Origin of the sequence: Agrobacterium sp. LY4 (genome assembly GCF_001526585.1) — a bacterium.
Taxonomy (GTDB): domain Bacteria; phylum Pseudomonadota; class Alphaproteobacteria; order Rhizobiales; family Rhizobiaceae; genus Agrobacterium; species Agrobacterium leguminum.
This window is the reverse complement of the sequence record NZ_ASYA01000010.1, coordinates 93,211-118,798: the sequence shown is the minus strand read 5'-3', so window position 1 is coordinate 118,798 and position 25,588 is coordinate 93,211. Positions and strand designations below refer to the sequence as shown.

General features: G+C 61.6%; 20 protein-coding genes and 1 pseudogene. 8 read left to right on the top strand and 13 right to left on the bottom strand.

The features are described 5' to 3' along the window. Positions 1-40: 40 nt before the first annotated feature. Positions 41-2,023 carry a phosphatase PAP2 family protein gene (locus L904_RS10160; protein ID WP_020808838.1) on the bottom strand — a complete coding sequence of 661 codons (1,983 nt, stop codon included), beginning with the start codon at positions 2,021-2,023 and terminating at the stop codon, positions 41-43. A 253-nt stretch (positions 2,024-2,276) separates the two neighbouring features. Continuing rightward, on the bottom strand, positions 2,277-3,557 hold the full coding sequence (locus L904_RS10155; protein WP_031233411.1) for an ABC transporter substrate-binding protein: 1,281 nt from the start codon (positions 3,555-3,557) through the stop codon (positions 2,277-2,279). Between the two features lie 194 nt (positions 3,558-3,751). Here L904_RS10155 and L904_RS10150 point away from each other — a divergent pair, with 194 nt between their 5' ends. The 6 genes from L904_RS10150 to L904_RS10125 are packed head-to-tail and all read left to right on the top strand — an operon-like array spanning position 3,752 to position 11,895. Continuing rightward, complete coding sequence (locus L904_RS10150) at positions 3,752-6,274, top strand: hypothetical protein (protein ID WP_020808840.1); 2,523 nt, start codon at positions 3,752-3,754, stop codon at positions 6,272-6,274. Positions 6,275-6,287: 13 nt separating this feature from the next. Next, positions 6,288-7,382 carry a glycoside hydrolase family 88 protein gene (locus L904_RS10145; protein ID WP_004433483.1) on the top strand — a complete coding sequence of 365 codons (1,095 nt, stop codon included), beginning with the start codon at positions 6,288-6,290 and terminating at the stop codon, positions 7,380-7,382. A gap of 5 nt (positions 7,383-7,387) precedes the next feature. Then, positions 7,388-8,740, top strand: coding sequence for a glycoside hydrolase family 28 protein (locus L904_RS10140; protein ID WP_031233413.1), 1,353 nt, complete (start codon positions 7,388-7,390; stop codon positions 8,738-8,740). Beyond that, positions 8,740-9,846, top strand: a complete 1,107-nt coding sequence (locus L904_RS10135; RefSeq protein ID WP_020808842.1) for an ABC transporter ATP-binding protein — start codon at positions 8,740-8,742, stop codon at positions 9,844-9,846. The genes L904_RS10140 and L904_RS10135 overlap by 1 nt, the downstream gene beginning before the upstream one ends. Before the next feature lies 1 nt (position 9,847). Further along, positions 9,848-10,843, top strand: a complete 996-nt coding sequence (locus L904_RS10130) for a carbohydrate ABC transporter permease (RefSeq protein WP_020808843.1) — start codon at positions 9,848-9,850, stop codon at positions 10,841-10,843. Positions 10,844-10,845: 2 nt separating this feature from the next. Next, positions 10,846-11,895, top strand: a complete 1,050-nt coding sequence (locus L904_RS10125; protein WP_020808844.1) for a carbohydrate ABC transporter permease — start codon at positions 10,846-10,848, stop codon at positions 11,893-11,895. Positions 11,896-12,146: 251 nt separating this feature from the next. On the opposite strand, the gene L904_RS10120 is transcribed toward L904_RS10125, so the two are convergent. The 10 genes and pseudogenes from L904_RS10120 to L904_RS10075 form a co-directional block, all read right to left on the bottom strand. Further along, complete coding sequence (locus tag L904_RS10120; RefSeq protein WP_020808845.1) at positions 12,147-13,193, bottom strand: LacI family DNA-binding transcriptional regulator; 1,047 nt, start codon at positions 13,191-13,193, stop codon at positions 12,147-12,149. A gap of 206 nt (positions 13,194-13,399) precedes the next feature. Next, a complete protein-coding gene (locus L904_RS10115) occupies positions 13,400-14,185 on the bottom strand; it encodes a TIM barrel protein (protein WP_020808846.1) in 786 nt (261 codons plus the stop codon). 8 nt (positions 14,186-14,193) lie between these two features. After that, complete coding sequence (locus L904_RS10110) at positions 14,194-15,204, bottom strand: Gfo/Idh/MocA family protein (RefSeq protein WP_020808847.1); 1,011 nt, start codon at positions 15,202-15,204, stop codon at positions 14,194-14,196. A gap of 10 nt (positions 15,205-15,214) precedes the next feature. Continuing rightward, on the bottom strand, positions 15,215-16,111 hold the full coding sequence (locus tag L904_RS10105; RefSeq protein ID WP_020808848.1) for a sugar phosphate isomerase/epimerase family protein: 897 nt from the start codon (positions 16,109-16,111) through the stop codon (positions 15,215-15,217). Positions 16,112-16,158: 47 nt separating this feature from the next. Next, positions 16,159-17,067, bottom strand: coding sequence for a sugar ABC transporter substrate-binding protein (locus L904_RS10100; RefSeq protein ID WP_020808849.1), 909 nt, complete (start codon positions 17,065-17,067; stop codon positions 16,159-16,161). A gap of 136 nt (positions 17,068-17,203) precedes the next feature. Beyond that, positions 17,204-18,145, bottom strand: coding sequence for a sugar ABC transporter substrate-binding protein (locus tag L904_RS10095; protein ID WP_020808850.1), 942 nt, complete (start codon positions 18,143-18,145; stop codon positions 17,204-17,206). A 277-nt stretch (positions 18,146-18,422) separates the two neighbouring features. Continuing rightward, positions 18,423-19,451 carry a LacI family DNA-binding transcriptional regulator gene (locus L904_RS10090; RefSeq protein ID WP_020808852.1) on the bottom strand — a complete coding sequence of 343 codons (1,029 nt, stop codon included), beginning with the start codon at positions 19,449-19,451 and terminating at the stop codon, positions 18,423-18,425. A 435-nt stretch (positions 19,452-19,886) separates the two neighbouring features. Continuing rightward, a pseudogene (gene pcaF, locus L904_RS10085) lies at positions 19,887-21,091 on the bottom strand (3-oxoadipyl-CoA thiolase). Between the two features lie 10 nt (positions 21,092-21,101). Beyond that, a complete protein-coding gene (locus L904_RS10080) occupies positions 21,102-21,797 on the bottom strand; it encodes a CoA transferase subunit B (protein WP_020808854.1) in 696 nt (231 codons plus the stop codon). Then, positions 21,794-22,501 carry a 3-oxoacid CoA-transferase subunit A gene (locus L904_RS10075; protein ID WP_020808855.1) on the bottom strand — a complete coding sequence of 236 codons (708 nt, stop codon included), beginning with the start codon at positions 22,499-22,501 and terminating at the stop codon, positions 21,794-21,796. The genes L904_RS10080 and L904_RS10075 overlap by 4 nt, the downstream gene beginning before the upstream one ends. A gap of 136 nt (positions 22,502-22,637) precedes the next feature. Here L904_RS10075 and L904_RS10070 point away from each other — a divergent pair, with 136 nt between their 5' ends. Further along, positions 22,638-23,399 (top strand): IclR family transcriptional regulator, encoded by a 762-nt coding sequence (locus L904_RS10070; RefSeq protein WP_020808856.1) that lies wholly within the window; start codon positions 22,638-22,640, stop codon positions 23,397-23,399. On the opposite strand, the gene L904_RS10065 is transcribed toward L904_RS10070, so the two are convergent. Further along, positions 23,369-24,292, bottom strand: a complete 924-nt coding sequence (locus L904_RS10065) for a helix-turn-helix domain-containing protein (protein WP_020808857.1) — start codon at positions 24,290-24,292, stop codon at positions 23,369-23,371. The two genes, L904_RS10070 and L904_RS10065, sit on opposite strands and share 31 nt — an antisense overlap. Positions 24,293-24,409: 117 nt before the next feature. Here L904_RS10065 and pobA point away from each other — a divergent pair, with 117 nt between their 5' ends. Next, entirely contained in the window at positions 24,410-25,582 is a 1,173-nt protein-coding gene (gene pobA, locus L904_RS10060; protein WP_020808858.1) for a 4-hydroxybenzoate 3-monooxygenase, read from the top strand. Positions 25,583-25,588 lie beyond the last annotated feature (6 nt).

The window sequence follows — 25,588 nt, the reverse complement described above, 5'->3', positions numbered from 1 at the left end:
CGGCGGCTTAAACCGCGCCCGGCAGGCCTCTTGCATCGGCCTATTCGACCACCACCGACAGTGCCGAACCGGTATAGACCGGCCGCAGCTTCACATTGCCCGCATCTATCGTGGCGAATGTCCCGGTCAGACCGTTGGCGGAAATCACGTCGAACCGCGTGCCGGTGGCTGGCGCGTCGCCATCGAAAGCGAGCTTCAGCGTCGCGCCGTCCAGCACCGCATTGCCCTTGATCCGAAGCGCAGCCTTCTGCGGATCGACCGCCAGCGTGCCGCCCGACTGCGTATAATCGCCGCCGATGACAAGATCCGTCTCTCCGCCGAGCGAAAGCGTGCCGCCGCTGACCAGCACGCCGCCGGTTCCAAGCGCATCGGCGGACGATGCCACCAGCGTTCCCTCCCTGAGAATGGTGCCGCCGCCATAGCTGTTATGGCCGCCAAGCGTCAGCGCTCCGCTGCCGGATTTGACGAGACGCCCTGCCCCGGCAATATCGTTCGTCCATCTGTCCGCCGCATTGAACCCGCCGGCGGCAGCGTCCATCGTCACCTCGACATCGCCGTCAAACGCGCCGTAACCGCTGGCGGCGGCGACCAGATTGATGCGGCCCCAGCCATTGCTGTCATCCAGCAGCGGATAACCGGCCTCGATGCCGGTGGAAAACAGCACGGCGCGGCGCTGGGCGGCATCGAGATAGGGCAAACGTGTCTCCAGCAGGACCTCCGCCCCCTTCGGCACCGCCATCGGCGCATCGCCTGCGGCCCTGTCGCGGCTGAAGGAATAGGTCATGCGCCTGCGATAATCCGCCCCGTTCTTCGCCGTGTCGGCAAATTGGTCGACATCCGGCTTTGCGCCATGGGCGAAATCGATGAGCGACTGGCCCTGCGGCAGACGTTTGGCGAAATAGGCCTGCAAGGCCGCATGCGCGGCCTTCTTCACCTCGGCATTTTTCGGGTCCTGCAACATGGCGGCGGCCATGGCGGTTGCGGTGATGCGGCCGCCGATCACGTCGAGCGGCGAATGCATGCCGGCGACGATGCGGCTCTCGCCGAGTTCGGAAGCCGCCGTCAGCAATTCGGAAAAGCGCTCCGGCACCGCATAGGCATAGGCAATGGCGGCCAGATAGGCGGCATTAGTGTGCCCGCTCGGAAAACCGCCATCCTTGCCGCGCCCGCGATTTTCCCGCGCATATTTCAGCGCCGGCACGATGACGCCCGGATCGCTGTCATGGCTTTCGAAGCTGCGGTCGCCAATCGTCTCCTTGCCGGTCTCGATCACTTCGCCTTTGTCGTTCATGCGCCAGGGCCGCGGTGAGGAATAGAAATACTTCGCCGGCGACGTCGTGCCCTCCGGGCCGCGGATCACCTTCATGAAGGCGACGAAATCCTTCAGTTCGCTATCGGCGGTACCTGCCTCGGTGCCCTTGTCGTCTTCCTTGCGGGTGATGACCTCGTTCGGGTCGAAATCAGCGAGCGTATGATTGATCGTCGTCGTTGCGCCCGCCCCTTCGCGATACCAGTCGGCAAGCGGCCCCATGCCGTCGATGACGCTGTAACCCTGCGAACGGCGATCATTCATATAGGCTTCGAAAGCGGCAGCGCGGGTGCGGTTTTCACCGGTGACGGACAGCACGTAACGCATGTTTTCCTGCCAGACGGCGGGATCGACGATCTTCACATGGCTGAAATCCGCCGGACCATCGCCATTGGCGCCGCCATCCGCCCATTTTTCATCGCCAAGCGTCCAGATGCGGTTGAAACCGGAGAGGATTTCGATGATCGGGTTGTCCCGGTCATCATAGGCGCGAACCGCCTCGCCCTTCTCATTCTTGCCGGTCTGGTTGCGATAATTGTCGGCAAGCGGCAGCGGATATGTTGCCGCCGGTTCCGGCACCGTAATCGCATAACCCTCACCTGCCGGGCCGGCGCGATCGAACGCCTGCGCGCCCGGAACCAGAACCAACAATGCGACGGAGGCGAGCAGGCTCGAGCGTGCGGAAACAAAAGACGACATCTTCAGTCTGGCCATGACGAATCCTATGATTTTCAGCGAGTGACGCGTGACGAAAACAGGCGGCGCGGCGTTCCGCGCGCCTCATCGTCAGGTTTAAACGGAGCGTATTTCAGTTTTTCGATGGGTTGCCGGGAACGGCTGCCTGCGGCAATTCCTTCAGCGAAAATGCGCCGTCTTCGGAAAGAAACGGCGCGATATGCCCGGAGCGCCACTCCGGGCATATCCTTCGAGAACTTCATCGTTCCGCCGGAGGCGGACGGTCGGGCCGTTATTTCTTGACCGCGACAGCCTCGTTGATCTTGGCGACGTCATCTTCCAGAACCTTGTAGGTCTGGTCGAGCGTCAACTCACCGACGATGAGCTGGCTCATGCGCTGCACGATCTGCTGATACATGGCGCTGCCGCCCTTGGCGCGTTCGAACTCACGGGCGGCCTGCGGCACGTTCTTCTTGTTGTCGAGGAACACCTTCATCGCCGCCTTGGCGTCTTCGCTCTTCAGCTTGTATTGCGGATCGACGATCTCCGCGCCGGTCAGGATGACGTAGTTCTCGGCAATTTCCCGCTGCACCTTTTCGGAGCCGAGGAATTCGATGAAGTGCGCAACATCTTCCGGATATTTGGTGCGCTTGAAGCCGACAATGGCGGTGCCGCCGGGCATGGCGTAGCATCCGGCCTCACCGCAGGGCGCATTGATCGCCGTCCATTCGAAACTGTCGCCGATCTTGTTCTGGAACGGATTCACCATCCAGTTGCCGGCCAGATAGGTCACGACATTGCCGTTGACGAATTCGTCACCCATGTTCTTGTACTGCGAACCGCCGGCCGCACCCCACATCTCTTTGGGGAAGCTGCCATTCTGCGTCCATGAATAGATATCGGCGATGTATTTTTTCGCCGCATCGTCCGGGAAGCTGAACTTGCCGTCCTTCACATAGGTCGCGCCATAAGCAAAGGCGCCGCCGGAGAAGCGGTGGCCGGAACGGTCCATGGTGAAGGGAATCTGCACGCCCGTCGCCTTGGCGACACGGGCGGAAGCCTCGACGATCTCGCTGAATTTCGCAGTCGGGCCGGGCAAGGGTTCGCCCGCCTGCTCGAACAGCGTCTTGTTGACGAAGGGCAGGTTCAGCGTCTGCGACGCCATGTAACCGTTGATCGACTGCGGATCGTTGACATTCGGCAGGCGAAGCTGGTTGAGGCTGGAACCGTGCAGCTTCGCGAAGGCTTCCGCATCCTTCATATAAGGGCGCATGTCGAGATAATAGGGCGCAAGCTGCCAGTCGGTGATCTTGGCTATATCAGGACCTTCGCCCACCGCCAGCTGCACCGGCAGTTGCTTGGAAACCGCGTCATAACCCGAAGACACGAAATTGATCTTCACACCCGGATTGGCCGTCTCGAACTCCTTGCTGAGTTCCGACATGCGCTGCACATAACCCTGGTCGTCATCCGTAAAAAGGAAAGTAATCGTGCGGGTCTCGGCCTGGGCCGTCGCAAGACCGGCGACAGAGGCCACCACAAGGGCGCTGACGCCCGAAAACAATTTCATCATGCTCATCCTCCCAATGAAAATATTTTCATAAATCGAACGGAAGCTCCTCTGCTTAATTCGATTTATAATGTTTTGCGGCTTGACAGAATAAACGTCAAGCTGTTTGTTTTGCATAAATCGCACAAATCGACGCAGAAAAGCGAAAATCGGTTTGTGAAAATAATTTCATAAAGATCGACGGGAGGCGATCCATTATGACGGATGGACCATTTGCGGCCAACGCGTCGCAGCCGACATATACCGTCGCAAACGGCGAAACGGTGACCGCCTGGATCGTCTCCGATCTGGTGGAGACGTCGTTTCCCGGCACCGCAGCCCCCGCCGAAGACCGCGTGAACTATCGCTTCATCAACGGTTTCGTGGATGTGGGCGACCTGCCCTGCCGCAAGGCTTTCCAGCAGACCATGATCGGCCGCGATATCGCACCCGATACCAGCTGGCCGGTATCGCACCTCAATCTGCCGGGCTCCAATCGCCGCGTCGAATTCACGGGTTTCTGGCACGTTCCCACACATGTGCAGCGCTGGCTGAAGGGCACCTTCCGTAGCGATGCGGCAAGACAGGCGCATTTTCGGCTGCGCACCTGCGGCGGCGTCCGCATCTGGGTAGGCGGCGTCGAACAGGTCCGTTTCGAACCTTTCATCCGCAATGTCGAAAGCAGCCGTGACATCACGCTCGATCTCGGAGCCGGCGATAACGAGGTGCTGCTGCTCTGCGAGGATCTGGCGGAACGCGACATCATCTGGTTCTTCGAGCTTGAGGTCGTCGACGCCACACCGCTGACCGTCGTGCTGCCCGTGCCGCTCGACCGGGAGGAGACGAAGCGTCTCGCCGCGCTGGTGCGCGATGTTCGCCCGGCGCGGGACGTGTTTTCCGGCACAGCCCTCGAACTGGTCTTCGGGGCGGCGCCTGCGAGCGACCTGCCCGTGCACATTGCCCTCAAAAGCCACGGGCATGAGCGCGCTTCGCTTGCGGAAGTGGATACCGTGCTGAAGGCCGGGCAATCCTCACTGACGATCCCTGGAACGACAGGCATTTCGGACGGATATCACGGTGTCAAAATCACCATGGGTTCGGGAGCAGGAACGGTAACCCGCGTCATCGACGCCGCTTTCATGCATGACATCGCGCCGGAAGCATCCAGCGGCGATATCAACGAGCGAAAAAAGGCCGCCCTCTCCTTCAGCGCCCGCTTCGGCGCCTGGCGCATCGGCCGCGCGCTGGCGATGGTCGCCACCGGCAGCGATGACATCGAGACGATCGGCGGTATCGTCGATGCGACGCTGCATTCCATCGATCGGCGGGAAGACTGCTCCGATTTCGTCATGATCCCGCTTCTGTGGCTGGTGCGCGCCTATGGTGACCGCCTGCCGGCCGAGATGCGGGCGCGGATCGATGCCTCGATCCTCGGCTATCGTTACTGGGTGGACGAACCGGGCAATGACGTCATGTGGTTCTGGAGCGAGAACCATGTTCTCTGCTTCCACACAAGCCAACTTCTGGCCGGCGAGTATCTGCCGGATGCCGTCTTCACCGCCTCCTGCCGCACCGGCAGAGAACAGGCGGCGCTGGCCGCCGACCGGCTGGAGCGATGGTTCGACAGCGTCGAGGCGCATGGGCTGGCCGAGTGGAACTCCGCTGCCTATTATCCGGTGGATTTCATCGGCCTTCTCGCCATCGAACATTGGGCGGGACCGGAGCTTGCAGCACGCGCGCGCTATCAGATCGATCTCATCTTCGAAATGATCGCATTGCACACGCTCGGCGGCGTTCCCTCCGGTTCGCAAGGGCGGGCTTATGACAAGGAGCTGCGCGCCGGGCCGCTGACGGAACTGGCGCCCTTTGCGCAGGTCGCCTTCGGTCAGGGCTGGCTGAACAATGGCGTTGCCTCGCTGCCGATGTTCTGCTGCGGCGATTACCTGCCGCCGGCGCATCTAACCGCCCTTTCCCAGCTGACAAGCGGCCGTATGGTCGAGGCGCGGTATGCGCAGGGGCTGGAGCCCGGCAAGCTCGTGCTGTTCAAGAACGAGGCCGCCCAGCTTTCCACCGTTGTCGATCACAAGACCGGTCGCAAGGGCCATCAGCAGCACGTCATGGACATCAAGCTTGCCGGCCACCCGATGGCGCGGCTTTGGGTCAACCATCCGGGCGAAGACGATCCGTGGGGCACCCAGCGCCCCTCCTATTGGGCGGGAAGCGGCATCCTGCCGCGTGTGGCGCAGCATCGCGATCTGGCGATGCTGATCTTCGATACGCAAGATCACCGCAACGACTGGACCCATGCCTATCTCGGCCGCGACGGGCTGGACGAGGTGCTGGTGGAGGGCAACTGGCTCATCACCCGCTCGGGCCGTGGCTTTGCCGCGCTTTATGCGACGAACGGGCTTCAGCCCATTACCGCCGGCGCCACCGCCAATCGCGAGATCAGATCGCCCGGCCGCCGTGCCGGCTGGGTCGGCATCATCGGCTGCGGGGATGTCGCGGAGTTTGCCCGTTTTCGGGAAAAAATCCTCGCGACGCAGATCACCTTCGATGCCGAAAGCCGGCTGCTCTCGGTCACGCCGCCGGGCGGAGCTGAGCTTACCCTGACCTGGGACGGCGCATTCACCATTGGCGGGCAGGCTATGGCCTTCGACCACGACCAGCCCCAGCCGGAAATCACCTTCGACAGTGCCGACCCCGCATCGGGCGGCGCGGCACAACCATTCTACTCCTAAGCGGGATTGACAGATGAACCAGCCAAGCATGGAAAAAGACACTCTCAGGACGACGATCGACAATGTCGCCGCCGCCTTCAGCCGCCTCAAGGGCATTCAGGAAGGTCTGGTCAGCGGCAGTTCCGATGGCAAGATCCAGTTCGATGAGTGGGACTGGGAAGTGGGTGTGGGCCTTTACGGCTTCCTGCGCCGGGCGCTCGCCGCCAACGACCGGAAGGCTCTTGACGACCTCGTGACATGGTATGGCTGGCAGATCGAACGTGGCCTGCCGCCGCGCCAGATCAACAGTTCCGCTCCGATGCTGCCGCTTGTCATCCTCACCGAACATGTCGACCGGCCGGATTTCCGGGCGTTGGTGGAAGATTGGGCCGACTGGCTGGTGCATCAATTGCCGAAAACCGAAGATGGCGGCTTCCAGCATGTCGTCAAGGAGCGGCTGAATGAGGGCGAACTCTGGGACGACACGCTGTTCATGGCATGTCTGTTCCTCGCCCGCGCCGGCGTCGTCTGCAAACGTCAGGACTGGATCGACGAGGCGGTCTATCAGTTCATGATCCATACGCGTTATCTGTCGGACCCCGTCACAGGGCTCTGGTATCACGGCTGGACCTTCAACGGACGCCATAATTTCGCGGACGCCTTCTGGGCACGCGGCAATTCCTGGATCACGGTTGCCATTCCCGAACTTTTCGAACTGGTGCCGACGCTTGGCGAAAAGGACAGGCGTTTCCTCGCCAATGTGCTGGCAAGCCAGGTGCGGTCGCTCAGGCAATATCAGCGCGAGGACGGCATGTTCCACACGCTGCTCGATGACCCGACCTCGCCGGTGGAAACATCGGCGACGGCCGGCATCGCCTATGGCATCCTGCGCGGCATCGAGGCCGGCATTCTCGGCGAAGAAAATCGCCCGCATGCGGAACGGGCGCTGAAGGCTGTGCTTGGCAATATCGACGATGAAGGCGTCGTCCACGGCGTCTCCGACGGCACGCCGATGGGCCACGATCTCGACTTCTACCGCCGCATTCCCAATCTGCCCACGCCCTACGGGCAGGCGCTGACCATGCTGCTTCTGATCGACGTTTTTCTGAAAAGGCCAAAGGCATCGTGAGCATCATGAACATCAGTCAGGACATCACAGTCGCGGCCGGTGGCCTTGATGCCACGGCGGCCATCCAGCAGGCTATCGACAGCGTGTCAGCCGCAGGCGGCGGGCGCGTGTCTCTCTCGGCCGGGCGTCACGTCAGCGCCGGCCTCCATCTCAAAAGCGGCGTGGAACTGCACCTTGCCGAAGATGCGGTGCTTGCCCCCGTTTCCGATTACGACGCCTATGCCCTCACCCGGGTTTCGGTGATTGCCGAAGACTCCGATCGCGGCATGATCATCGCCAGCGGCGCGCATGACATCGCCGTCACCGGCCCCGGCCGCATCGAGGCCGGCGGTGAAAACTTCATCGTCGGCGACGACAAGGCCATGGGCACCTATGTCCCGGCGAAAAAACGCCCACGCGTGATGGTGCTGGAAAGCTGCCGCAACGTGCGCCTTGAAAACCTCTCCGTCAGTGGTTCGCCGATGTGGACGCTGCACATGGTCGATTGCGAAGACCTTCATTTCCGCAATCTGCGCATCGAAAACGACCGCCGCCTGCCCAATACCGATGGCATTGTGCTCGATGCCTGCCGGCGCGCCCTGATCGAGGATTGCTTCATCTCGACCGCCGATGACGGCATCTGCCTGAAAACCAGCGCCGGGCCGGACGGCAAGGCCGTTGGAGCCTGCGCCGATATCACCGTTCGCCGCTGCACCGTTTCCAGCATGAGCTGCGCGCTGAAGCTCGGCACGGAATCCTTCGGCGATTTCACCAATGTCGTGTTCGAGGATTGCAAAATCGTTGAGTCCAATCGCGGCGTCGGCCTGTTTTCCCGCGATGGCGGCGCGATGCGCAACATCCGCTTTTCAAGGATCGAGACCGAATGCCACGAAACGCCGGGCGGCTTCTGGGGTTCGGGTGAGGCTGTCACCGTGACCGTCGTCGACCGCCGCCCCGAGCGTCAGGCCGGCAGCGTCGACAATCTGGTCGTGGAAGACTTGAGCGGCTCCATGGAAGGGGCGATCAACCTCGTCGCCATATCGAAGGCCGGCATTCACAATGTCCGGCTGGAGCGCATCACGCTGTCGCAGCAAACCGGCAAGCTCGGCACCGGCCTGCAATACGATCTGCGCCCAACCAATGCGGATATTGCGCCAAGCCCCCATGCCGCCGGCCGCGCCAATGCCTGGACGCAGGATGCTGAGGGCAGGATCGTCGGAATGGAGGATTATCCCGGCGGAATGCCGGCGGTCTATCTTGCCGGCGTGGAAGGATTTGCGGCCCGCGATGTCGCCATCAAAAGAACGACGCCCTTGCCCGAGGGCTGGAACAGCCAAGAGATCGTCGCGATGACGAACTTGCCCGAAGGGAGCAGGTGATGGGAAGTCTGAAACTCGAAAACCTCAACAAGGCGTTCGGCGCCGTTCATGTGCTGCATGACATCGATCTTCAGATCGAGAACGGCGAATTCGTCGTTTTCGTCGGCCCTTCGGGCTGCGGAAAATCGACGCTGCTGCGCATCATCGCCGGTCTCGAGGACGTCACCTCGGGCAGCATAGCCATCGGAAACCGCGATGTCAGCGCGCTGTCCCCGGCCGAGCGCAAGATTGCCATGGTCTTCCAGTCCTACGCGCTTTATCCGCATATGAGCGTGCGCAAGAACCTTGCCTTCGGCCTGGAAAACCTGCGTTTCAAGCGGGCGGAAATCGAAAGCCGCATCAATGAGGCGGCGCGGATGCTCGCCATCGAGCCCTATCTCGACCGCAAGCCGAAACAGCTTTCCGGCGGCCAGCGCCAGCGCGTCGCCATCGGCCGCGCCATCGTGCGCGAACCGGATATCTTCCTGTTCGATGAGCCCCTTTCCAACCTCGATGCGGCGCTGCGCGTGCAGACGCGTGCCGAAATCACCCGCCTGCATCGCGATATCAAGACGACGATGATCTATGTCACCCACGATCAGGTGGAAGCCATGACCATGGCCGACAAGATCGTGGTGCTGCGCGCCGGGCGTATCGAGCAGGTGGGCAGCCCACTCGAGCTTTTTGACAATCCGCGCAATCTCTTCGTCGCCGGTTTCCTCGGCTCGCCGCGCATGAACATCCTCAAGGGTACCATCACCAAAGGCAGCGACGGCAGCATCGCCATCGACGCCGGCTACGGTGTGTCCCTGCCCTGCCTTGTCGATCCGGCAGCCGTCAGCCCCGGCCAGGCGGTTCTCGCGGGCATCCGCCCCTCGCATTTCACCATCTCCGACAATGCCGGCTTGCCATTCGAGGTGCAGTATCACGAAAGTCTCGGCACCGAGACCTATCTCTACGGCAATCTCCAGGGCGAGAAAGAGCAGATCATCGTGCATCAGGCGGGCCATTTCGCCCCCGCTTCCGGCTCGGTGCTGAAGATCATGCCGGCGCGGGAAAAGGTGCATGTCTTCGATCCCGCCACCGAACTGGCGTTGCCGCGCCTGAACAGCGAAGGGAGAAGTTAGCATGGCCAATCCGACGCTTGCGAGACTGTCCGACCGTGCGCTCGATGCCGTGATGGCGATTGCCGAAGTGCCGCTCAACTTCATCGAGCGGCTGATCGGCAAAAGGCGCATGCCCTACATTTTCCTGATGCCGAACCTCGTTCTCTTCGGCATTTTCACCTTCCTGCCGATTGCCATTGCCGTCGGTTACGCCTTCACCGGCGGCACCGAACTTCTCATTACCGACCGCCCCTTCGTCGGGCTGGAAAATTTCGGGAAGCTGCTGGATTGCCAGAGCTACATGGACCCCGGAAGCTGCCGGGAATCGCTGTTCTGGACCGCGATCTGGAACACGCTGTGGTTTGTCGGCTTCAACGTCGTCGCCACGCTGCTGGTCGCGCTCATCACCGCCCTCATCCTCAACCGGGCGATTGCCGCGCGCGGTTTCTTCCGCGCCATGTTCTTTTATCCGGTGCTGCTGTCGCCCGTCGTCATCGGCCTCATCTGGAAATGGTTCCTCGACCGCAACGGCCTGCTCAACGCCTTTTTCCAGATGCTCGGCGTGCCGCCGGAAATCTTCCTGCTGGATGTCGGCTGGTCGCGTTTCTTCGTCGTGGTGGTCTCGGTCTGGTTCCACATGGGCTTTTATACGCTGATCCTGCTGGCCGGCCTTCAGGCCATCCCGAAGGACCTTTATGAAGCCGCCGCCATCGACGCCGCCTCGCCCCGGCGCACGCTTTTCCGCATCACCCTGCCGCTGCTCGGGCCCAACCTGCTCGTCGTGCTCATCCTCCTGATGATCCGCTCGGTGCAAATCTTTGACGAGGCATGGGTTCTGACCAATGGCGGCGGGCCGGGCACGGCCAATACATTCGTGGTGCAATATATCTACCAGATGGCCTTCGGCAGCGATCTGAGGCTGTTCGGCCTTGCGTCCGCCGCATCGGTTCTGATGGGCCTTGTGCTTCTCGCGCTGACGCTCGTGCAACTGCGCCTCGGCAAAAAGATGGAGTCCTGACCATGTCCAACGCCGTCTCGTTCCTCACGCGCACCCGCCGCCCCGGCCGGATCGGCCTCACCGATATCCTGTCATGGGTCTGGCTCATCGGCGGCACGCTCGCCGTCCTCATCCCGGTCGTCTGGGCCGCCATGTCATCGCTGAAACCGGAGGCCGAAATCACCCGGTTTCCGCCCAGCCTTCTGCCCCGCGCCGCCGTGCAGGTGGACGTGCAGGGTTACGACAAACCTCTCAGCCTCTGGAAAGCCCCCATCGACGGCATGGAGCGGGAAATGGCCATGGTCCGCCGCATCGGGCTGAAAGCCCAGATGGTCGATCCCGCCAATCCCGGCCCACCGGTCAGCGTCGATACGCGGGAAATAACACCCGTCCAGAAACTGACTATCGCGACGGAGAACTTCACCGATCCGCTCACCCGCTTCAGCTTCCTGACCTTCCTCAAGAACTCGGTCTTCGTCACCTTCGTCGCAACCGTCCTGACGCTGATCGTCAATGCCATGGCCGCCTTTGCGCTGTCGAAGTACCGCTTCCGCGGCGAGAAGGCGATCTTCGTGCTGATCATCTCCACCCTGATGATCCCGCTCACCGTCGTGATGGTGCCGGCCTATCTGGTCATCGTCGGGGTCGGCCTCGTCGACAATCTCTGGGGCGTCATCATCCCAACAGTTGCGACGCCGACCGGCGTGTTCCTGCTGCGGCAATATATGCTGACCATACCCGACGAGCTGATCGAGGCGGCCCGCGTCGATGCGGCAAGCGAATTCCGTATCTTCTGGCGCATCATCCTGCCGCTGACGGCGCCGGCGCTTGCGGTTCTCGCCATCTTTTCGGTGCTTTGGCGCTGGAACGACTTCCTCTGGCCGCTGATCGTTCTCAGCAGCCGCGAAAACTTCACGCTGCAGGTGGGGCTGAACGCCTTCCAGGGCGAGTTCTCGGTGCAATGGCACTATATCCTCGCCATGACCTTCCTCAGCCTCGCACCTGTTACCGTCGTGTTCCTGTTCCTGCAGCGCTATATCACGACAGGGATTGCCGGCACGGGGATGAAGTGACGTGGGGTTTGAGGATGCTCGCTTTGAAGCATAGCCGCATCGACTGTTGGATGATGTGGTACCGAGACCTCTCCACCCCGTCATACCGGCCTTGAGCCGGTATCCAGCCAGCCCAAGTCCTTGGGCTGAAAGGGTCTCTCCGCCGCGCAGACGCGCGTCGGCTGGATGCCGGATCAAGTCCGGCATGACGGCGAGAAAATTAGCCGCCCAACAGGCACTCTGCCACCACCCCGCAGAGACGACCTATGATCCTACTTCGGGGGCGGCGCGATGCTGCCCCTCAGCACAAGGCGACAACCGAGTTCCAGCCGGTGCGCCGGGCGGGTGGGATCGGCCGCCACAAGCCGCTGCTCCAGCAGCGCGAGCGCCGCGCCGCCCAGCCTGTCGGCGGGCAACTGGATGGTGCTGAGCGGCGGGGCACTGAAGGCCGCCGGCATGATATCGTCAAACCCCAATACCGAAACATCGTCGGGCACCCGGATTCCGGCTTCTGTCAGGGCCTTCAGGCAACCGAGCGCCAGATTATCGGCGGCGCAGAAAATCGCCGTGGCGTTTCTGAGCGGTTTTTCCTCGGCCAGCAGGCGGCGGGTGGCGGCCTCACCCCATTCCGGCTCATAGCTCTCCACCTCGATGACCATATCGGCGGGAATAGAGAGACCCGCCGCGAGATACGCGTCGCTATAACCGTCATATCGGCGGCGGATCGTCGTGCGCCCTTTCCAGGTGATGTGCAGAATATTGCGATGCCCGAGCGACAGCAGATGTTCGATACCGAGCCGCGCGCCAAAACGGTTCTCGGCCGTCACCGTATCGACGATCATGGCCGGGTCCTCGCCATTGATCAGCACCACCGGCCGCGAAAGCGCAGACAGCGCCTCGACCAGTTGCGGCCTGTCATCGTTCAGGATCACGATACCATCGACATTGTCGGCATCCGCCGCCGCCGCCACCGCAACCGGGTCAAGCCGGCTCGTTGTGCTGACATAGGGAACAATGCGAATGCCGCGCCGCTCGCATTCGCGCCGGAAGCCGTTCAGCATGGTCCAGCTGACCATGTTGAGATCGCTCTGCGGTGCGGCATCATTGGTCATGGCCAGAAGCACGACACGCAAAGTGGCGATCGTCGCCTTCTGTCGCCGGTTTTCGAGATAACCGAGTGCGCGTGCCGCCTCCAGCACCCGCTCGCGCACCTGCGTGGTCAAGGGTGCGGTGCCATTGATGGCGTGCGAAGCCGTGCTCAGCGAAACATTCGCTTCCCGCGCCACGTCCTTAAGCGTCGTTTTCCTGTCTATTTTCATAAAGGGGAAATTCAACCACTCTACTTCGGACGGTGCGGGCAGAAAGCCTGCCTCACGCAGTCGATCTGAAGAATACCCGTGCCTGTTTGCTGCTCTCTCGTCGCTCGAAGACTACAGCATCATCCGTAAATGCGGAATTGATTTCTCTGGGTTTTTAATCCCCCGCAAGAAACGCCGCCCGCAGCGAACCGCGGGCGGCAAGGCGGTCAGAGCGCCTGGGAGATATGGTCGATACTGCTCTTTACGGCAGCGGCCGGATCCTTCAGCTCGTGCACTTCCGTCGCGAAGGGTTCGAAGCTGTAAGGTCCCTTGTAACCGGCCACCTCAAGCGTCCTGATCTGGGCGATATTTTCCAGCCGGTCGCCGCCATCCACCAGAACGCGGTGAGCGTCGAGCATGTCGGCTACGGAGACCGCAGGATCGATCACGCCGGAAATGTGAACCAGCCCCGTTCGCTCCGGGAAGAACTCCGTCTCGCCTGCGAGATGATGGTGGAAGGTGTCGTGCACCAGCCTGTAGACATCGCCGCCACCGGCCGCATCGATGGCCCTGATCGCCTCGGCCTTGGTGCGCAGCGAAGAGATCGGGAAACCGAGCGGCTCGACGAAACCGATCAGGCCTCGTTCCTTAAGGATCGGCTTCATGGCCTTCAGCGCCGTGACAAGATCGTCAAAGGACACCGGCGTACCGTCGTTGAGCGGGCACATCACCAGTGCTTTCGCGCCGCTGGCCGCCGCATAATCGGCCATGGCGACGGCCCGCGCAGGCAGGTCGCCCGACCAGACGTTGAAGGGATAAAGCGCATTGATCGAGATAATCGTCACACCGGCCTTTTCGGCCGCCGCCTTTACCTCGGCCGGATCCACCGTGCCGACGATATCAGGCAGGTCGTTGCGGATTTCGACTTCGGTAAGGCCGAGTTCGCGGGCCGTCGCAAAGAACGCCTCAAGGGAAAGCTTCGGCGCGGTAATGTGGTTGATGGCAAAACGCATGAAAGACCTCACTGATAAAGGGCGGGACGGGTGGGAAGCTTGATTTCAACTGCTGCCCCGTCCGTTTCCTGCGCGGCCACGCAGGCGTCGGAGGTGATGGCGGCCACGTAGCCGTCCCAGGAGTTGGGTCCCGATGCCGTGCCCTTCGCCGCCGCATGGATGAAGTCCTGCAATTCCACATCGTAGCTGGCGATGAACCGGTCTTTCCAGTCGGTCAGGATATCGTTCTGCAGCTTGGCGCCAAGGCGGGTCTGCACCGACATCGGCTCCGGCAGGCTGGCAATGCCGTCCTCGCCCACCACCTGGCACTGGATATCGTAGCCATAATGGCAATTGACGAAGATTTCGACGTCGATGATCGTGCCCTTCGCCGTCTCCAGAATGACGATCTGCGGGTCCTTCAGCCGCGCATGGCTTCTGGCCGCCGAACGGGGAAAGAGAACCCGCGCCGAAACATAGTCATCGTCGAGCAGCCAGCGCAGCACGTCGATCTCATGGATCATCGTGTCATGGATCGCCATCGGGGTGACATATTGCTCCGGAACCGCCGGGTTGCGGTGGGCGGCGTGCACCATGATCGGCGCGCCGATCCTGCTATCGACGGCCTGTTTCAGCGCCACGTAACCGGCGTCATATCGGCGCATGAAGCCCACCTGAACCAGCCGCCTGCCATGCGCCACCTCGGCGTCGACGATGCGTCTTGCGCCTTCCGCCGTTGTTGCGAGCGGCTTTTCGCAGAAACACGGCTTGCCGGCGGCGATTGCCGCCAGCACATATTGCTCATGGGTTGCGCCCCATGAGGTGACGAGCACGGCATCCACATCCGGCGATGCGATCAGCTCTTCACCGGTGGCGAAAACGACGGCATCCGGGGCGATGTCGTTTTTGACCGCCTCGGCCGAGGCGCGGTTGACGTCGCTCAGCGCAACGATCTTCGCGCCGCCCAGAACCTTGTTGATACGGCGGGCATGATCACGCCCGATTGCGCCGGTGCCGACGACACCAATTCTGACAGTCATTTGAAAAACCTCATTTCCAGTATTTGGCGACGTATCGCCGGGTTTCGCTGAGCATGAACCGCGCGCTTTCATCGACACGATCTTCCCAGGCAAACACGCAGTTCGAGAGCACGCCGTCGAATTTCATGTCGGCGAGCGTCGCAAAGAAGGTCTCCCAGTCGATCTCGCCCTGGCCGAAATCGGTGTGCTGGTGCACCCTGACCTTGGAACCGGGGGGATTAACGATGTAGCGCAGCTGCGACGACTTGTTGTGATCATAGGTATCGGCAAGGCGCACATGCACCAGATGGCCCTCGGTCGCACGCAGGTTAGCCACCATGTCCGGCCCGTAAAAGAACGTGTGCGGCGCGATGAAGGAGGCCTTTACCGCCTTGGAATTGATGGTCTTGATGATGTCGATGGCAGGCGCGATCTCCTCGATCCAGTCTTCTGGATGGGCCTCCAGCGACAGCACCAGACCTTCCCGTTCAAGGATCGGCACGAGAATATCCATTGCGCGGAAGAACTGCGCTTCGCAGGTTTCCGGGCGATGCAGGCCGGAACGGTCGTTAAGGCTGCGATCCGGCGAACCGCCGCGGCCGAATTCCGAAACGAACATCGGGCATTCCATCTCAACGGCAATCTCGATGGCGCGTTTCCAGTTGTCGATCGCGACCTCCCATTCGTCCGGATAGGGACTTGCCCAGCGATACATGGGCTGCAGCGTCGCAAGGCCGACACCATGGTCCTTCAGCGCCTTTTTGAATTCGGCGACGCGTTCGGGATAGACCTTCGGCCGGGTCCACCAGGAGAGGAAATCCGGACGGGGTGAAAGTTCGACGTAATCATAGCCGAGATCGGCAACCTTGCGGCAGGTCTCGGCCAGCGAAAGGTGCCGGAACATGTGGGGGTCGAGCGTATGTTTCATGGCTGTTTCCAGTGGAGTGATAGATGGGCCGGGGCCGAAGCCCCCGCTTATTTGGCGTAGGCGGTCATGTTTTCCGGGGTGACGAGTTCGAAGGGCACCCAAAGCGTCTTCTCAGTGCTTTGCCCGGCAGCGGCCTTCACCGCCGTTTGAACCGAGACCTCGCCCTGCTTCGTCGCATTCTGGTAAACGGTGATATCGACGTCGCCGGCCTGCATGGCGGCAAGGCCGTCCGGCGTGGCGTCGATACCGGCGATGACGACATCTTTCATGGAAACGCCCGCCGCCTTCAGCGCCTGCGCGGCGCCGATCGCCATTTCATCATTGTTGGCGATGACGGCATCGAACTGGATGCCCGCCGTCAGCCAGGAGGAAACGAGATCCTGCGCCTGCGTGCGGCTCCAGTTCGCCGTCTGCTTTTCGAGGATTTCGATCTTGCAGTCCGGCCGGGCAAACACCGTTTCCACATCCTTGGTGCGCACCAGCGCCGCATGGTTTTCCAGAGGTCCCATCAGCACCACGGCCTTGCCCTTGCCGCCCATCAGCTTGCAGGCGGCTTCCGCCTCCATGGTGCCGGAATCGAGCTCGTTGGAACCGACGAAGGCCGTGCCGTCAGGCAGGCCGGTTTCGAGTTCTGCCGGCGGGTGATTGACATAAACGAGCGGGATTTTTGCGGCGGACGCGGCTTTGGTGATCGCCGAGGTGGCATCGCCATCGACCGCGTTGACGATGATCGCATCGACACCGTTGGCGATGAAATTCTGCACCTGATTGAGCTGTTTCGAAGGATCGAGCTGGGCGTCCTCCACCAGAAGCTCGATGTTCTTCTCACGCCCGGCCTCAGCCCTGATACCGTTCAGCAAAATCGTAAGGAACGGATTGTCGAACGATGTCATGGAGACCGCAACACGGGTCTCGGCAAGGGCAGGCGTTGCGAAAATGCAGAGCGCAGTCGCCATCAACAGGTTTTTCAAAGTCTTTCCTCCCGCGGAAAACCTCCGCTGGTTCAATCGCACTGATATCGCTGAAGCCGGAATATCCTCCCCCCGCCTTCAGCGTCTTCGGTCTGTCACGTCTTGTCGGGCCCGAACAGTCTCAGTTCTTGGCCTGATAGTCCTTGAGGTTTGCAGGTGTGACCAGTTCGAAGGGTACGAAAACCTTCTTGTCCACCGCGTCCCCCTTTGCCAGTTTCAGGGCCGTATCAACCGCGCCCTTGCCCTGACCGGCGGCATTCTGGAAAACGCTCACATCCAACTCACCCGCCGCCATGGCGGCAAGCGCGTCCTGCGTGGCGTCGATGCCGGCGACGATGACGTCATCCATCGACCGGCCGGCCGCCTTCAGCGACTGTATCGCGCCGATGGCCATTTCGTCATTGTTGGAAATCACCGCATCGAACTGCACCCCGGCCGAAAGCCAGTTGGTCATCAGGTCCGAGCCTTGCGTGCGCGACCAGTTGGCGGATTGTTCCTCGACAAGCTTGATGAAGCTGCAATCGGGCGTCGCCACCACATCCTTGATATCCTGCGTGCGCATGCGGGCCGCCTGGTTGGAAAGCTCGCCCATCATCACCACCGCCTTCGCTTCCGCCTTGCCGGCGGCCTTCAGCAGGCGGCAGACTTCCTGCGTCTGCAGGGTGCCGGACTGCTTTTCATCGGAGGCAACGAAAGCCTGTTTTTCCGGCAGGCTGTCGAGGTTGACCGGCTGGCGGTTGACATAAACGAGCGGAATGCCGGCGGCAGCGGCAGCCTGCGAAAGCGCCACGGTCGCATCCGTATCCACCGGGTTGACGATGATGGCGTCGACGCCGGCGGCGACGAAGTTCTGCACTTGGCTCAACTGCTTGCCGACATCGTTCTGCGCATCCTCGATCTGCAGCGAAACGCCGCTCATGCCCTTGGAATAATCGATCATGCCGTTGCGCAGCACGGTCAGGAAATTATCGTCGAACAGGGCCATCGAAACGCCGATGGTTTCCGCCGAGGCGGTCGTCGCCAGCATGGTGGCGAGCGCTGCAATCGCAAAATGTCTTTTCATGTCGTTCTCCTCCAAAACCCTTGAAAAGAACCGGTTGCACGGTCCAGCGCCCATCGCGCCGCCACCGTTTTCCGGCAAAAATACCCGTCGCCGCGAAGACAAGTCCGCGGCCTGAAGCAATCTGAAACATCGTTATTATCGTGGATCAGCCTCCTGCCCGCTCCACACGCAGGCAAGATTTCCCAGTCCCGGCCCGGCGTCAACGGGTCAGCGGCAACCGAAACCATCAAGGCTGATAGAAAGAGACGCGGAATTTATGATAGAATCTATCAAACCATCAAAGGCTTTCAGGAACCCACAGATGGGCGGGTACAAACCGCTGTCCCGGCGTTTCCGCCATGCCATGTTCGATGCTGTGAACCATGGTGGCGATGAGGTCCGTGCATAATTCACGGAGCGGCGTCTGGAATATGCCGCTGATACGCTTTTCCAGCAGCGCCTGACGGGATTCGGGCGTCAGTTCATTCACAAGACAGACGATGGCCTCCTGCCGGTTTTCCTGCTGCAGGGCCTCGATGACGCCTTCCATGCCGCCGCCGATGCAATAGATGCCGACCAGGTCCTTGTGCTTGGCGATGGTATCCATCACCAGCTCATAGGTCAGCCGCCGGGTTTCCAGCGTGATCAGCGCGTCCATCACCTCGAATTCCGGCGCATATTCCCGCATATAGCTGCGAAAGCCGGTTTCGCGCAGCGAATGACCGTGAAAACGGTGGCCGCCGAGCAGCAAAAGCACCTTACCCCTGCTGCGCGCCAGCCGCGAGATCATCCAGGCCGCCGTGCGCCCGACTTTCATGTTGTTGGCACCGAGATAAGCTTCCCGCACCCCCTGCGCGAAATCCGAAAGCAGCGAAAATGTCGGAATGCCCTTCGCCTTCAGGGCCTCGACGGCGGCGGTGACATCGTGATGGTCCGGCCCGGTGGCCGCCACGGCCTGCACGCGGCCCTTCATGCCCGTCAGAAGGGTCGCAAGCTCGCTCGGCTCGCCCGACTGGGCAAATTCGATGCGCAGATTGAGATGACGATCCCGGACGTTGCGCGCCGCAAGCTCCAGCTCGTCGGCAAAGGTCTGGTAGAAGGCGTGCCGTTCCTTGCGCAGGATGATGCCGAGACTATAGGACGGCAGATCGGCCAGCATGCGCTGGCGAATGATGTTGGTGGCGTGAAAACCGATCTTCTCCGCCGCCTCGAACACCCGCCGCGCGGTTTCCTCCCGCACCGGCAGGCGACCGTTCAGCACCCGGTCGACGGTGGCGACGCTGACGCCGGCGGCTGTCGCAACATCTGTAATGGTCGGACGTTTCATGCGGGCACCCCGTAGACGGAAAGATTCCTGTCATATCTCGCAAAACATGTCACGGATCGTGATGGAATCCAACATGTGCAGAGGGATAAGAGCGTGGAGTACTTTATCAGGGAATAATCGACCGGGGCCCGCATCGCAGGGCCGGCTTGCTTGGCCCAGCACGCCTCCTCCCCTCATCTCTGTGCTTGTCACAGAGATCCAGCCAGCCCAAGTCCTTGGGCTGAAAGGAGTCCTTCCGCCGCGCAGACGCGCGTCGGCTGGATTCCTGTGACAAGCACAGGAATGAGGGGGGCTGGGATGTGTCAGAGCGAAAAAATCACCTGCCGAGTAACCTGAATGGCAACTGTCACACGTAAGGAAGCTGCGGCAGCGGGCATTCGTACCGTTTTACGGCGGCATTAGCACCGTTATCACGATGCTGAAGCCGCTATCCCGTCAGACCCGTTCCAGCGCCACGGCAATACCCTGCCCGACGCCGATGCACATGGTGGCGAGCGCAAGACGTTTGCCGGTCAGCGAAAGTTCGAGCGCCGCCGTGCCGGCAATGCGCGCACCGGACATGCCGAGCGGATGGCCGAGCGCAATGGCGCCGCCATTGGCATTCACCCGCGCATCGTCATCCGCAATGCCGAGCTGCCTCAGCGTCGCAAGGCCCTGGCTGGCGAAAGCCTCGTTCAGCTCGATTACGTCGAGCTGCTCCTGCTTCAGCCCGAGCCGGGCCAGCAGCTTCGCGGAGGCCGGGGCCGGGCCGATGCCCATGACGCGCGGCGGCACGCCGGCGGCGGCACCGCCGAGAATGCGGGCAATCGGCGTCAGCCCGTATTTTTTCGCAGCCTTCGCCGATGCAACGATGAGTGCGGCCGCGCCGTCATTGACGCCTGACGCATTGCCCGCCGTCACCGTCGCGCCATCGCGCCTGTTGACAGGCTTCAGCTTCGCCAGCGCTTCAAGGCTCGTCGCGCGCGGGTGTTCATCCTTCGAGACCACCAGCGGATCGCCCTTGCGCTGCGGGATGGTCACGGACACGATTTCCCTGTCGAGGCGACCATTGGCCTGTGCATCGGCCGCCTCTGCTGGCTGCGAACGGCGAAGGCGTCCTGATCCTCACGGGAGACCTGATAGTCAATGGCGACGTTATCGCCGGTCTCCGGCATGGAATCGACGCCATATTGCGCCTTCATCAGCGGGTTGACGAAACGCCAGCCGATGGTGGTGTCGTAGATTTCGGCATTGCGCGAAAAGGCGCTCTCCGCCTTCGGCAGAACGAAGGGCGCGCGGCTCATGCTTTCCACGCCGCCGGCGATCATCAATTCCGCTTCGCCCGATTTCACGGCGCGGGCGGCTGCGATGAGGGCATCCATGCCCGAACCGCACAGCCGGTTGATCGTCGTTCCGGTCACCGAAACCGGCAGGCCGGCGAGCAGCAGCGACATGCGTGCGACGTTGCGGTTATCCTCGCCCGCCTGATTGGCGCAACCGAAGATCACATCTTCGACCGCTTCCCAGTCGACGGACGGGTTGCGCTCGACAAGCGCCTTCAGCGGCACCGCGCCGAGATCGTCGGCCCGCACCGAAGAAAGCGCGCCGCCGAAGCGGCCGATGGGCGTGCGGATATAGTCGCAGATGAATGCGTCGGTCATCGGTTTTTCCTCAAAGTTCCGGGGCGACGAGATCTGCGACCTCGCCATCGACCGCCAAAGGCGCTCCGGTCATGGCCTGCAATTCATCGAAGGTCATCGCCGGCAGTTTTTCACGTAGCACGAAACGGCCATCCACCACGTCGATGACAGCATGGCTGGTATAAATGCGGGTGACGCAGCCAACGCCGGTCAGCGGAAAGGCGCATTTTTCAACGAGCTTCGGCTCGCCATTCTTGGTCACATGTTCGGTGATGACGAAGACCTGCTTGGCGCCATGCACCAGATCCATGGCGCCGCCGACGGCCGGCACGCCCTTGGAGCCGACACGCCAATTGGCGAGATCGCCATTCTGCGCCACCTGATAGGCCCCGAGGATCGCCACATCCAGATGCCCGCCGCGCACCATGGCGAAGCTGTCGGCATGGTGGAAGAAGGCCGCACCCGGCTTCAATGTGACGGCCTTCTTGCCGGCATTGATGAGGTTCCAGTCCTCTTCGCCTTCCGGCGGCGCTTCGCCGAAATTCAGGATGCCGTTTTCGGTGTGGAAGATCGCCTGACGCCCGGGCGGCTGGTAGCGCGCCACCATTTCGGGAAATCCGATGCCGAGATTGACGTAAGCACCATCCTCGATGTCCTGCGCCGCGCGCCATGCGATCTGGGCGTTGGAAAGCTTGATGTCTTCGCGGGTGTCGATGGTCGTGGTCATGCGTAGGCTACTCCCGCGCGAATGAGGACTTCTTCCTGTTGCGGATCGGGGATTTCCACGACGCCGTTCACGAAAATGCCTGGCGTGACGACATGCTCCGGATCGATCTCGCCGGCTTCGACGATCTTCGAGACCTGCGCGATGGTGGTCTTCGCGGCCATGCACATCAGCGGGTTAAAATTGCGGCCTGCCTTGTTGTAGGTGAGGTTGCCATAGGTGTCGCCAAGCTCCGCCTTGACGATGGCGAAATCCGCCTTCAGCCAGCGTTCCTGCACGTAAGACCGCCCGTCGAATTCCGCGATGACCTTGCCTTCGGCCAGTTCCGTGCCGAAGCCGGTGGGGGTGTAGAAGGCCGGAATGCCGGCACCGCCGGCGCGGATGCGCTCGGCAAGCGTGCCCTGCGGCACCAGTTCAAGCTCGATTTCGCCGGCCAGATACCGGTCGGTGAAAGCGCGCGGATCGGAAGAGCGCGGGAAGGAGCAGATCATCTTCCTGACCATGCCAGCGTCGATCATCGCGGCAATGCCGATGCGGCCGTTGCCGGCATTGTTGTTGATGACCGTCAGGTTCTTCGGGCCCTTGTCGATCAGTGCGTGGATCAGCTCGATGGGCGCGCCGGAGCCGCCGAAACCGCCGATCATGATCGTCGCACCGTCACCGATGCCGGAAAGCGCCTCTCTAGCGCTCTTGATTGTCTTGTCCATTAAAACCTCCATCCAGCCGGACGGATGGAACCCGCAAGGCTGCCTGACCGTGAGGTAAATCCGAAACCGGCTCGACGGCAAGGGTTTTGTGCGTTATATAATTTTTGTTCGTATATCGCACAAATGGAGCTTCGACATGGCCGTCAGCGAAAGAGACATGATGGGCGGTCTCGCCAAGGGATTGCGGGTGATCGAGGCCTTCAGCGCCGAACGGCCGCGCCTGTCGATTTCCGATGCAGCCGAGATTGCCGGGCTGGACCGCGCCACGACGCGGCGCTGTCTGCTGACGCTTTCGGAACTCGGTTATGCCGCTTATGACGGCAAGTTCTTTACCGTGACGCCGAAGGTGCTGCGCCTCGGCACCGGCTGTCTGGCCACCATGCCGCTGCCGCGCATCGTGCAGCCGCTGCTCGACCGCCTTTCCGAAGAGATCGGCCAGAGCACCTCCGTTTCCATTCTGGATGAGACCGAGATCGTTTATGTCGCCCGCGCTGCGCAGCAGCGGGTCATGTCGATTGCGCTGATGCCGGGTTCGCGCCTGCCCGCCTATTGCACCTCCATGGGCCGGGTTCTTCTTTCGGCGCAGACGGCCGAGCGGCAGCGCGACATTCTCGAAGCCTCCCGGCTGGTGGCGCGCACGGAAAAGACGATCACCAGGATGGACGCCCTGCTCGCCGAAATCGAGGCGACCGGCCATCGCGGTTATGCGCTGATCGATCAGGAGGTAGAGATCGGCCTTCGCTCCATCGCAGTGCCGCTGAAAACCATGCGCGGCCAGACAGTGGCCGCCCTTAATGTCGGGCTTGCCGCCTCGGTCGCCTCGATGGAGGACCTCGTGGCGCGATACCTGCCCGCCCTTCTTGCCGTTCAGCGGGAACTGGCAAGAATGCTGGTCTGAAGGGGCACCTGCCGCGCGCCGGAATCCCCCATTTTCCGCTGCTCCGCCAGCCGCCAGGCGCGCGGGGTCATGCCGGTCTCGCGCTTGAAGAACCGGTTGAAATAGGCCGGATCGGCAAAACCCAGCCCCTCCGCAATCATCTGCACGCTGGAAACGGTAAAGATCAGCTCCTGCTGGGCGATCTCGATCTGACGCTTAGCGATCAGCCGCTGCAGGCTGAGGCCGGAAACGGAACGGACCAGACGGTTGAGGTGCGTCTCGGAAAGACCGAGCTTTTTCGCGTAAAACTCCGCCTTTTGCGGCTCGCGAATATGGCGTGCAATCAGTGACAGCAAAAATTCGAAACGCTGTTCCGCCAGACCTTCGCCGGTTCCTTCCAGGAGCGGCCGCGCCGCCCGCGCCAGAAGCGCCGTCACGATGGCCAACTGACCTTCGATGATGGCATCCCGGCCTGTCTCGCGTGTTTCATATTCTGCGGAAATCTGTTCGAACCCGCTGCGCAGGCGTTCGCCATCGGCAAAATCCCGCAACGGCAACAGGACAGGCCGGTGGAAATTCCGCAGCAACAGCGCCTGCACCGATGCCGGCAGGGCGCCCGGCAGCACGGTAACGATCACCCCGCCAATATCGCGCGAAAACCGGAAGCCATGTTCGAAACCCGGCGGCACGACAATGGCGACCGGCGGGCGGATCGCCTCGATGCGACCATCCAGCAGCGCATCGCCCTCGCCGCCCCAAATGTACAAGATTTGCTGAAAGGCAGCGTGACGATGCAGGCCGATTTCAAAGCGGTGAAGGCTGCTTCTGGAAAAAAGCGTCTCGCAATGAAAGCGGAAATCAGTGCCTTGCACCGCTTCTTCGCCATACAAACCCTCACTCGCAGCAAGCCGCATGTTCCTTCGCTCCTCCGCACAATGGTCGGATTGTGCAATTTGCCGATCAGAAAGTCCATTGAGCTTGCCGCATCCCTTGGTCAATTTCTTGATAGGAGACAAGTTCGGGAGGAAACAATGCGCACCCAGGTCGTCATCATCGGCTCCGGCCCCTCGGGGCTTCTGCTTGGCCAGCTTCTGGCCAGAGAAGGCGTCGAGACCGTCATTCTCGACCGGGTCAGCAAGGATTACATTCTCGGCCGTGTCCGCGCCGGCGTGCTGGAAGAAGGCACGGTGCAGCTCATGGAAAAGGTCGGTGCGGACAAGCGCCTGCACCGGGAAGGCCTGCCGCATGACGGATTTTCGCTGACCTTCGACGGCCGCGACCACCGTATCGATCTCTTCGACCTGACCGGCGGCAGCCATGTGATGGTCTATGGCCAGACCGAGGTGACCCATGACCTGATGGATGTCCGCGAAGCGGCAAACCTTGTGACCATCTACGACGCCGGCAATGTCGAACCGCATGATTTCGATGGCGCAAGCCCCTATGTCACCTATCAGAAAGACGGCGTAACCCACCGGATCGATTGCGATTTCATCGCCGGCTGCGACGGCTTCCACGGGGTGAGCCGAAAATCGGTGCCGCAAGGCGCCATCAAGGAATTCGAGAAGGTCTATCCTTTCGGCTGGCTCGGCATTCTGGCCGATGTGCCGCCCGTCAACCATGAACTCATCTATGCCAACCACCCGCGCGGTTTTGCGCTCTGTTCCATGCGCTCGCACACCCGCAGCCGTTATTACATTCAGTGTTCGCTGGAGGACCGGCCGGAGGACTGGAGCGACGAGCGTTTCTGGGACGAAATCCGCCGTCGCCTGCCGGAAAACCATGCGGATGTGATGGTAACCGGCCCGTCCTTTGAAAAATCCATCGCGCCGCTCCGGTCCTTCGTCTGTGAACCGATGCGGTTCGGAAGGCTGTTTCTGGCCGGAGACGCCGCCCATATCGTGCCGCCGACGGGCGCCAAGGGCCTCAACCTCGCCGCCAGCGATGTGCATTATCTGAGCGAGGCGCTGATCGAATTTTATCGCGACCGTTCCGAGGCCGGCATCGACGGCTATTCGCAGAAGGCGCTTTCCCGCGTCTGGAAGGCCGTGCGTTTCTCGTGGTGGATGACGACGATGATGCACCGCTTCCCTGACACGGGAGATTTCGGCCAGCGCATTCAGGAGGCGGAGCTGGACTACCTCGTGCAATCGCGCGCCGCTTCCACCGCGCTTGCGGAGAATTATGTGGGGCTTCCCTATTAGGGGCTG

Excerpts from the sequence above, each read along its gene's own strand:
- L904_RS10130 (WP_020808843.1), top strand. The coding sequence starts at position 9,848 with ATGGCCAATCCGACGCTTGCGAGACTGTCCGACCGTGCGCTCGATGCC.
- L904_RS10125 (WP_020808844.1), top strand. The coding sequence starts at position 10,846 with ATGTCCAACGCCGTCTCGTTCCTCACGCGCACCCGCCGCCCCGGCCGG.
- L904_RS10095 (WP_020808850.1), bottom strand. The coding sequence starts at position 18,145 with ATGAAAAGACATTTTGCGATTGCAGCGCTCGCCACCATGCTGGCGACG.
- L904_RS10070 (WP_020808856.1), top strand. The coding sequence starts at position 22,638 with ATGGCCGTCAGCGAAAGAGACATGATGGGCGGTCTCGCCAAGGGATTG.
- L904_RS10110 (WP_020808847.1), bottom strand. The coding sequence starts at position 15,204 with ATGACTGTCAGAATTGGTGTCGTCGGCACCGGCGCAATCGGGCGTGAT.
- L904_RS10105 (WP_020808848.1), bottom strand. The coding sequence starts at position 16,111 with ATGAAACATACGCTCGACCCCCACATGTTCCGGCACCTTTCGCTGGCC.
- L904_RS10090 (WP_020808852.1), bottom strand. The coding sequence starts at position 19,451 with ATGAAACGTCCGACCATTACAGATGTTGCGACAGCCGCCGGCGTCAGC.
- L904_RS10100 (WP_020808849.1), bottom strand. The coding sequence starts at position 17,067 with ATGGCGACTGCGCTCTGCATTTTCGCAACGCCTGCCCTTGCCGAGACC.
- L904_RS10135 (WP_020808842.1), top strand. The coding sequence starts at position 8,740 with ATGGGAAGTCTGAAACTCGAAAACCTCAACAAGGCGTTCGGCGCCGTT.
- L904_RS10115 (WP_020808846.1), bottom strand. The coding sequence starts at position 14,185 with ATGCGTTTTGCCATCAACCACATTACCGCGCCGAAGCTTTCCCTTGAG.
- L904_RS10145 (WP_004433483.1), top strand. The coding sequence starts at position 6,288 with ATGAACCAGCCAAGCATGGAAAAAGACACTCTCAGGACGACGATCGAC.
- pobA (WP_020808858.1), top strand. The coding sequence starts at position 24,410 with ATGCGCACCCAGGTCGTCATCATCGGCTCCGGCCCCTCGGGGCTTCTG.
- L904_RS10150 (WP_020808840.1), top strand. The coding sequence starts at position 3,752 with ATGACGGATGGACCATTTGCGGCCAACGCGTCGCAGCCGACATATACC.
- L904_RS10080 (WP_020808854.1), bottom strand. The coding sequence starts at position 21,797 with ATGACCACGACCATCGACACCCGCGAAGACATCAAGCTTTCCAACGCC.
- L904_RS10120 (WP_020808845.1), bottom strand. The coding sequence starts at position 13,193 with ATGAAAATAGACAGGAAAACGACGCTTAAGGACGTGGCGCGGGAAGCG.
- L904_RS10160 (WP_020808838.1), bottom strand. The coding sequence starts at position 2,023 with ATGGCCAGACTGAAGATGTCGTCTTTTGTTTCCGCACGCTCGAGCCTG.
- L904_RS10155 (WP_031233411.1), bottom strand. The coding sequence starts at position 3,557 with ATGATGAAATTGTTTTCGGGCGTCAGCGCCCTTGTGGTGGCCTCTGTC.
- L904_RS10075 (WP_020808855.1), bottom strand. The coding sequence starts at position 22,501 with ATGGACAAGACAATCAAGAGCGCTAGAGAGGCGCTTTCCGGCATCGGT.
- L904_RS10140 (WP_031233413.1), top strand. The coding sequence starts at position 7,388 with ATGAACATCAGTCAGGACATCACAGTCGCGGCCGGTGGCCTTGATGCC.
- L904_RS10065 (WP_020808857.1), bottom strand. The coding sequence starts at position 24,292 with ATGCGGCTTGCTGCGAGTGAGGGTTTGTATGGCGAAGAAGCGGTGCAA.